This is a genomic window from Streptomyces sp. (assembly GCF_019510245.1).
In the GTDB taxonomy this organism is placed as follows: Bacteria; Actinomycetota; Actinomycetes; order Streptomycetales; family Streptomycetaceae; genus Streptomyces.
On record NZ_JAEKKT010000347.1, the window covers coordinates 1 to 6,904 of the forward strand.

Annotated in this window: 3 protein-coding genes and 2 pseudogenes; 2 read left to right on the forward strand and 3 right to left on the reverse strand. The window is 68.2% G+C overall.

Translation table 11 applies throughout. The features are described from left to right. Positions 1-273: 273 nt before the first annotated feature. The 3 genes and pseudogenes from JF597_RS51195 to JF597_RS51205 all read right to left on the reverse strand — a co-directional run bounded on the left by JF597_RS51195 (position 274) and on the right by JF597_RS51205 (position 4,889). Positions 274-1,134, reverse strand: a complete 861-nt coding sequence (locus JF597_RS51195; RefSeq protein ID WP_294013401.1) for a 3-hydroxybutyryl-CoA dehydrogenase — start codon at positions 1,132-1,134, stop codon at positions 274-276. 35 nt (positions 1,135-1,169) lie between these two features. Then, positions 1,170-4,285, reverse strand: a pseudogene (locus JF597_RS51200) (methylmalonyl-CoA mutase family protein). A gap of 148 nt (positions 4,286-4,433) precedes the next feature. Then, positions 4,434-4,889 carry a helical backbone metal receptor gene (locus JF597_RS51205; RefSeq protein ID WP_294013404.1) on the reverse strand — a complete coding sequence of 152 codons (456 nt, stop codon included), beginning with the start codon at positions 4,887-4,889 and terminating at the stop codon, positions 4,434-4,436. A gap of 320 nt (positions 4,890-5,209) precedes the next feature. Here JF597_RS51205 and JF597_RS51210 point away from each other — a divergent pair. Together JF597_RS51210 and JF597_RS51215 are read left to right on the forward strand one after the other, a co-directional pair. Further along, positions 5,210-5,619 (forward strand): annotated as a pseudogene (locus JF597_RS51210) (PadR family transcriptional regulator); the annotation flags it as partial. Between the two features lie 43 nt (positions 5,620-5,662). Beyond that, positions 5,663-6,523, forward strand: coding sequence for an SGNH/GDSL hydrolase family protein (locus tag JF597_RS51215; RefSeq protein ID WP_294013406.1), 861 nt, complete (start codon positions 5,663-5,665; stop codon positions 6,521-6,523). The last annotated feature ends 381 nt before the right edge of the window (positions 6,524-6,904 follow it).

Below are 6,904 nucleotides of genomic sequence, written 5' to 3' on the forward strand. Positions count from 1 at the left end.
CGCCGACAACTCGACCGATGGGCCCGCAACGGACACATCCACAAAACCGGACCCGCCGCCTACACCAGCCGAGGCACCTCATAAACCCCTTGCCACCAGCGAAAATCCCTTAACTACCCGGCCTTGGGGCAAGGCCCCTTCGCCGTCCATCCCGACAGGGAGACTGCCCTCCGGGCGTCGCAGTGCCACCACACCCACGGTGACAGCGGCATGGCGGGACCCGACCAAGGCGCGTGACCCACCGCCTGCCCCGGTCGGCACGCTCGCCCGGGTTCAATCGTCGTAGGAGTAGAAGCCGCGGCCGCTCTTGCGGCCGAGGTGGCCGGCGGCGACCATGCGGCGCAGCAGGGCGGGCGGGGCGTAAAGAGGCTCCTTGAACTCGGCGTACATCGATTCGGCGACGGCCTGGGCCGTGTCGAGGCCGATCAGGTCCAGCAGGCGCAGCGGCCCCATGGGGTGTGCGCAGCCGAGCTCCATGCCCCGGTCGATGTCGTCGGGGCGTGCGGCTGACGACTCCACCATCCGTACCGCGCTGAGCAGGTAGGGCACGAGGAGCGCGTTGACGACGAATCCGGAGCGATCCGGTGCCTGGATGGCCTTCTTTCCGAGCTGCCCGACGAGCTCACGCGTACACTCCACGGTTTCCGGGCTGCTGGTCAGTGCGGGGATGACCTCGACCAGCTGCTGCACCGGCACGGGGTTGAAGAAGTGCATGCCGATGAACCGCCCCGGCCGTTCTGTGTTGACGGCGAGGTCGACGATGGGGATGGAAGAGGTGTTGGTGGCGAGGATCGCCGTCGGGTCCTCGAGGGCCTTGTCGACGGCGGTGAGGACGTCGGTCTTGATGTCGCGGTTTTCCGCGACGGCCTCGATGACGAATTCGCGGTCGGCCAGGTCGCTGAGATCGTGGGTGAACGAGAGGTGGGCCAGGGCCTGCTCGCGCTGCTGTTCGCTGAGTTTTCCGCGCTGGACGCCGCGGTCGAGGGAGGCGATGATGCGGCGGCGGCCGGCCTCCAGGGCCTCGGGGGTGGCCTCGGCCACGCGGACGTCGATGGCGCGGCGTGCGGCGACTTCGGCGATGCCTGAGCCCATGAGGCCGCATCCGACGACGCCGAGGCGGGTAACGGTGGTCATCTGAGCTCCTGTCAGTAGCTGTGTTGTGGGTCGGTTCAGACGTTGCGTCGGTACTGACCGCCGACCTCGAAGAAGGCGTCGGTGACCTGCTGCAGCGAGCAGACCCGGGCGGCGTCCATGAGAACGGCGAAGACATTGCCGCCCTCCATGGCCGTCTTCTTGAGAGCGGACAAGGCGGCATGGGCCGGCTCCTGGTGGCGGTCCTGGAAGTCGCGGACCCGCGCCAGCTGGGACTGCTTCTCCGCTCCGGTGCCGCGGGCCAGCTCGATGGCGCCCGGCTCGGCGGCGTCCGCGTGCGGATTGCGGAAGGTGTTGACGCCGATGATGGGCAGGGTGCCGTCGTGCTTGCGCTGCTCGTACAGCATCGACTCGTCCTGGATCCGGCCGCGTTGGTAGCCGGTCTCCATGGCCCCGAGCACTCCGCCGCGCTCGCTGATCCGCTCGAACTCCTGGAGTACGGCCTCCTCCACGAGGTCGGTGAGTTCGTCGATGATGAACGAGCCTTGGAGGGGGTTCTCGTTCATGGCTAGGCCCCATTCCCGGTTGATGATCAGCTGGATGGCCAGTGCGCGGCGGACGGAGTCCTCGGTGGGGGTGGTGACGGCCTCGTCGTAGGCGTTGGTGTGCAGGCTGTTGCAGTTGTCGTAGATGGCGATGAGGGCTTGGAGGGTGGTGCGGATGTCGTTGAAGTCCATCTCCTGGGCGTGCAGGGAGCGTCCGGAGGTCTGGACGTGGTACTTCAGCTTCTGCGAGCGCTCGTTGGCGCCGTACTTCTCCTTCATCGCCACGGCCCAGATGCGGCGGGCGACCCGGCCCAGCACGGAGTACTCGGGGTCCATGCCGTTGGAGAAGAAGAACGACAGGTTGGGCGCGAAGTCGTCGACCTTCATGCCGCGGGCGAGGTAGGCCTCGACGTAGGTGAAGCCGTTGGCGAGGGTGAAGGCGAGCTGGCTGATGGGGTTCGCGCCCGCTTCGGCGATGTGGTAGCCGGAGATGGACACCGAGTAGAAGTTGCGGACCCGCTGCTGGATGAACCACTCCTGGATGTCGGCCATCATCCGCAGGCTGAACTCGGTGGAGAACAGACAGGTGTTCTGGCCCTGGTCCTCCTTGAGGATGTCGGCCTGCACGGTGCCGCGCACGTTCTCCAGCGCCTGCGCGCGCAGTTCGGCCGCTTCCTCGGGGGACGGGTCGCGGCCCTCGGCGGCTCGGAACTTCTCGGTCTGCTGGTCGATCGCCGTGTTGAGGAAGAAGGCCAGGATGGTGGGCGCGGGCCCGTTGATGGTCATGGAGACCGAGGTGATGGGTGCCACGAGATCGAAGCCGTCGTAGAGGGCCTTCATGTCCTCCAGGGTGGCCACCGAGACGCCGGAGGTGCCGACCTTGCCGTAGATGTCGGGGCGTTCGTCGGGGTCGCGGCCGTAGGGTCCTCGCCGTCGCGCTTGAAGGGGAACACCCCGGCGGTGAAGGGGAATCGGCCGGGGAGGTTCTCGGTGCGCCAGAACCGTACGAGTTCGCCGTGGTCGGTGAAGCGGGGCAGGGCGACGCGGGGGATCTTGTTGCCGGACAGCGACTCGCGGGTGAGCTTGGTGCGGATCTCCTTGTCCCGCACCTTCACCACCTGCTCGTCACCGGAGTAGGCGGCCACGACCGCGGGCCAGTTCTGGATCTGCTCCGTGATCTCGTACGGCAGCTGCCGCCGCGCCTGGGCCAGCAGTGACCGTACATCCTCGGCGTCCAGGCCAGCGTCGAGCAGCTCTCCCTCGACCGCCACCAGGCGCTGCACCCGCCGTGCTGCGTCGGCGAGTTGATCGGTGGTGGCGTGGTAGGCGCGGACGGCGTCGGTGATCTCGGCGAGGTAGCGCACCCGGTCCGTGGGGACCACCTGGCGGATGCCGGAGGAGTGCCGTACGTCGACCGGTGCCAGCGTGCCCTCGACCAGCGGCAGTCCCTTCTCGGACAGGACGGTCTTCAGGTGCTGGTGCAGGGCGGTGACGCCGTCGTCGTTGAAGGTCGCCGCGGAGGTGCCGTAGACCGGCATGTCCTCCGGCCGCTTGCCGAACGCCTCACGGTTGCGGACCAGTTGACGGCCCACGTCCCGCATCGCGTCCTTCGCGCCGCGCCGCTCGAACTTGTTGATCGCCACCACGTCGGCGAAGTCGAGCATGTCGATCTTCTCCAGCTGGGAGGCAGCGCCGAACTCCGGCGTCATCACATACAGCGAGGCATCGACGAACGGCACGATCGCCGCGTCGCCCTGGCCGATGCCCGGCGTCTCCACGATCACCAGGTCGAACCCTGCGGCCTTCACGACGTCGATCACGTCGGAGAGGTGCTCGGGCAGCTCGCGGCTGCCGCGGGTGGTCAGGCTGCGGAAGAACACCCGGTTGCCGTCCAGGGAGTTCATCCGGATGCGGTCACCGAGCAGGGCGCCCCCGCCGCGGCGGCGGGTCGGGTCGACGGCGATCACCGCGATCCGCAGCTTGTCCTGCTGGTCGACGCGGAAGCGGCGCACCAACTCGTCGGTGAGGGAGGACTTCCCGGAGCCGCCGGTGCCGGTGATGCCCAGCACCGGCACGGTCCGGGCGGTGGCCACGGCGCGCAGCTGCCCCAGGAACTCCGTGTCCAGCTTGCCGAGTTCGGCGCCGGTGACGGCACGGGCGACGGCGAAACGGTCACCGGCCAGGACTGCGGCGACGTCGGCCGGCCTGGCGTCCCACAGGTCGAAGTCACAGTCCCGCACGACCGTGTTGACCATCCCGGCCAGCCCCATCCGCTGCCCGTCCTCCGGGGAGAAGATGGTCACCCCGCTCTCCCGCAGCCGGGCGATCTCCTCGGGAACGATGACCCCGCCACCGCCGCCCACCACCCGCACGTGCTCCGCCCCCTGCTCACACAGCGACTGGACCAGGTACTCGAAGTACTCGACGTGCCCGCCCTGGTAGGAGGAGACCGCCACGCCATGGGCGTCCTCTTCGAGGGCCGCGTCGACGACCTCCCGCACGGAGCGGTTGTGGCCGAGGTGGATCACCTCGGCGCCCTGGGACTGGAAGATGCGCCGCATGATGTTGATCGAGGCGTCATGCCCGTCGAACAACGCCGAGGCGGTGACCAGCCGGACGGGATGCGCAGGACGGTGCAGATCGCTCATGAGAGCCTTCCCGGAGGGTCAGGAGGATGGTCATGGAAGTCGACAGTCGAGATACTAGGACGTCCTAGTAAATGACCGGAAGCCGGGGCAGCGTGAAGCACGACTCTGCGCGTACGTGAGCAGCCTCACATCAGAGCCGACTCACAAGCTAGCGACGAGCTCGGTCAGCATGGCGTGAGCGGGCACCAAGGACGGCCCGTACCAGGTGATCAGCCGACCGCTGACCAGCTGGGTCGGTGTGCGGGAAGGCCTCGGGGCCGTCGTCCTCGTTGAACACATACGGCTCATCAGGCAGGAGAACCATGTCCACGTCTCGCTGCGCCGACTCGTCCAGCGCCAGCGTCGGGTACCGGTCCGGATGGTCCGCGAAGGCATTGCCAAGGCCGGCCCGGCGCAGCAGGTCGCCCGTGGAAGTGGAGCTGCCGACCACCATCCAGGGATCGCGCCAGATCGGAACCGCCACACTGGCGGCAACGTCGGGAAGAGGTCCCGACCACAGATCCCGAGCCACGTAGAGCCAATCAGGAACGCTGCTGTCGAGCACCTCGTTGAACAGGCGCTCCGGCGCGTCCAGAGCCTGCGGGACGGTCTCGATCACGGTCATCCACACCGGCACTCCCGCGGCACGCATATCGCATGCCGCTCGGGCGCGACGGCCTGTGCGCAGCTGCTGTTGATGCTAATGGGTACGGGTTCGGATCCCAGCGTGTCGGACGATCCGGAGCGGATGTGCGCCCGCACCGGATGAACGTCCGGCATCATCTGTCGTTCGGTCTGGGGCGACACCATTGCCCCGGAGCGTTGGGCCTTTACCGGAGCGCCCACCTACGCACCCGACCCGCGCTGCGCCGTCACGGGCCTGCGTTCCCTTCGACACGCCGCGACCGACTACGGTGGGTGCCGCGGTCGAGGCGCTTGAGCTTCGAGCGGCGGCATCGTCCCAACAAACGGCTGTTCTCCCTGACGGAGGCTGGGCGGGAGGCGGTGCGCGCATACACGACCGAGCCGCCGGGTCGGCCAGCGGTCATCTGCAACGAGCTGCTGGTCAAGGTGCAATGCGCGAACGTCGGCGGTGTCGAGGCGGTGCGCGCCGCCGTCCTTGAACGCGTGGAATGGGATGGGCCACGGCCAAGCTGGCCCGCTACGAGAGAATCTGGCAACGACTGCTGGGCGGCCACTCAGAGGAGGCGTACTTCGCCGAAGCCGAGCGTATCGGCCCGTACCTCACTCTGCTACGCGGGATGTCGTTCGAGCGGGAGGACCTCCAGTGGGGCGACATGGCGTTGCGCAGGATCGGCCAGCGCGCCAAGACCAGTACTCAAAAAATTGACTAGAGTGGTGGCTCTTCCGGAGATCGCAATAAGGAGCCAGCCGCTCATGTCAGGCACTGAGACCCGCTATCTGCGCTTCGTGGCCCTGGGTGACAGTCACACCGAAGGGGTCGGCGACGGCGACGATGTGACAGGCCTGCGAGGGTGGGCCGACCGGCTCGCCGAGCACCTGGCTCGGCACAGCCCGCAGCTTCGGTACGCCAATCTCGCAGTACGGGGCCGTCTGGCCGGTCAGGTCCACGCGGAGCAGTTGCCCGCGGCGCTTGCGCTGCGGCCGGACTTCGCGACGGTCGTGGCCGGAGTCAACGACATGCTGCGCCCCCGCTTCGATCCGGATGAGGTGGCCGCGCATCTGGAGGCGATGTTCGCCGCGCTCACCGGCCAGGGGGCGCGCGTGGCGACGCTCACCATTCCCGACATCACGCGCCTCACTCCACTGGCCCGTCCGCTCCGGCCGCGTCTTGAGGCGCTGAACCATCGCGTTCGCGCGGCGGCGCACCGGCATGGTGTCGTCGTCGCCGACGTCACCCCGTATCCGGTGGCCACGGATCCACGCCTGTGGAGTCACGACCGCCTCCACTCGAGCCCACTCGGCCACCAGCGGATCGCGGCGGCGCTCGCTCACTCGCTCAACCTGCCGGACACCGACGACTCCTGGACGCACTCGTTGCCTGTCCTGCCTGTCGGTCGGGCACGACTCTTGCGTGCCGCGTCAGCCGAGGTGCGTTGGGTCGCCGGATTCCTCGGTCCGTGGATCGGCAGACGCGCGCGTGGGCGTTCCTCCGGAGACGGTCGCGTCGCCAAACGTCCGGACCTCCTGCCCGTCGGCAGCTCCGGCCAGCACTTCAGCCGTGCCTTCCAGCGTGGACCAGAGGCCTCCGTCGACCGGGCAGACGCCTCGGAGTAGCGAAATCCGCTGGGTCGGCGCTTGCCAGAGTCGGGAACGACGAACGGTGGGTGATCAGGCAGACGGCGAGTCCGAGGAAGGCTTCATGGATGTCGTCGCGTCGTTTCCCAGCGGATGCGCAGGCGGCGGAAGCCGTGCAGCCAGGAGGTTGGGTCGGCCGCGCGGCGAGGTGCTCGCCGCGAGGGCGGGTCCTGTTCCGCGCGGCCTCCCGCCGAACCGGACATGACGGTTTCCCGGTCATCCGGCTCTCCAGTGACTACGGCGTGAGCGATTCAGACGGCTCGCGCAGGACACACAGCACCGTTTCGGCGATCTGCATTTCGCATACCTCCCGGGTCTGATGTATCCGAGTCACCTGGCCCCCTTCGCCCTGCGGACGGC

Excerpts from the sequence above, each read along its gene's own strand:
- JF597_RS51195 (WP_294013401.1), bottom strand. The coding sequence starts at position 1,134 with ATGACCACCGTTACCCGCCTCGGCGTCGTCGGATGCGGCCTCATGGGC.
- JF597_RS51205 (WP_294013404.1), bottom strand. The coding sequence starts at position 4,889 with ATGACCGTGATCGAGACCGTCCCGCAGGCTCTGGACGCGCCGGAGCGC.
- JF597_RS51215 (WP_294013406.1), top strand. The coding sequence starts at position 5,663 with ATGTCAGGCACTGAGACCCGCTATCTGCGCTTCGTGGCCCTGGGTGAC.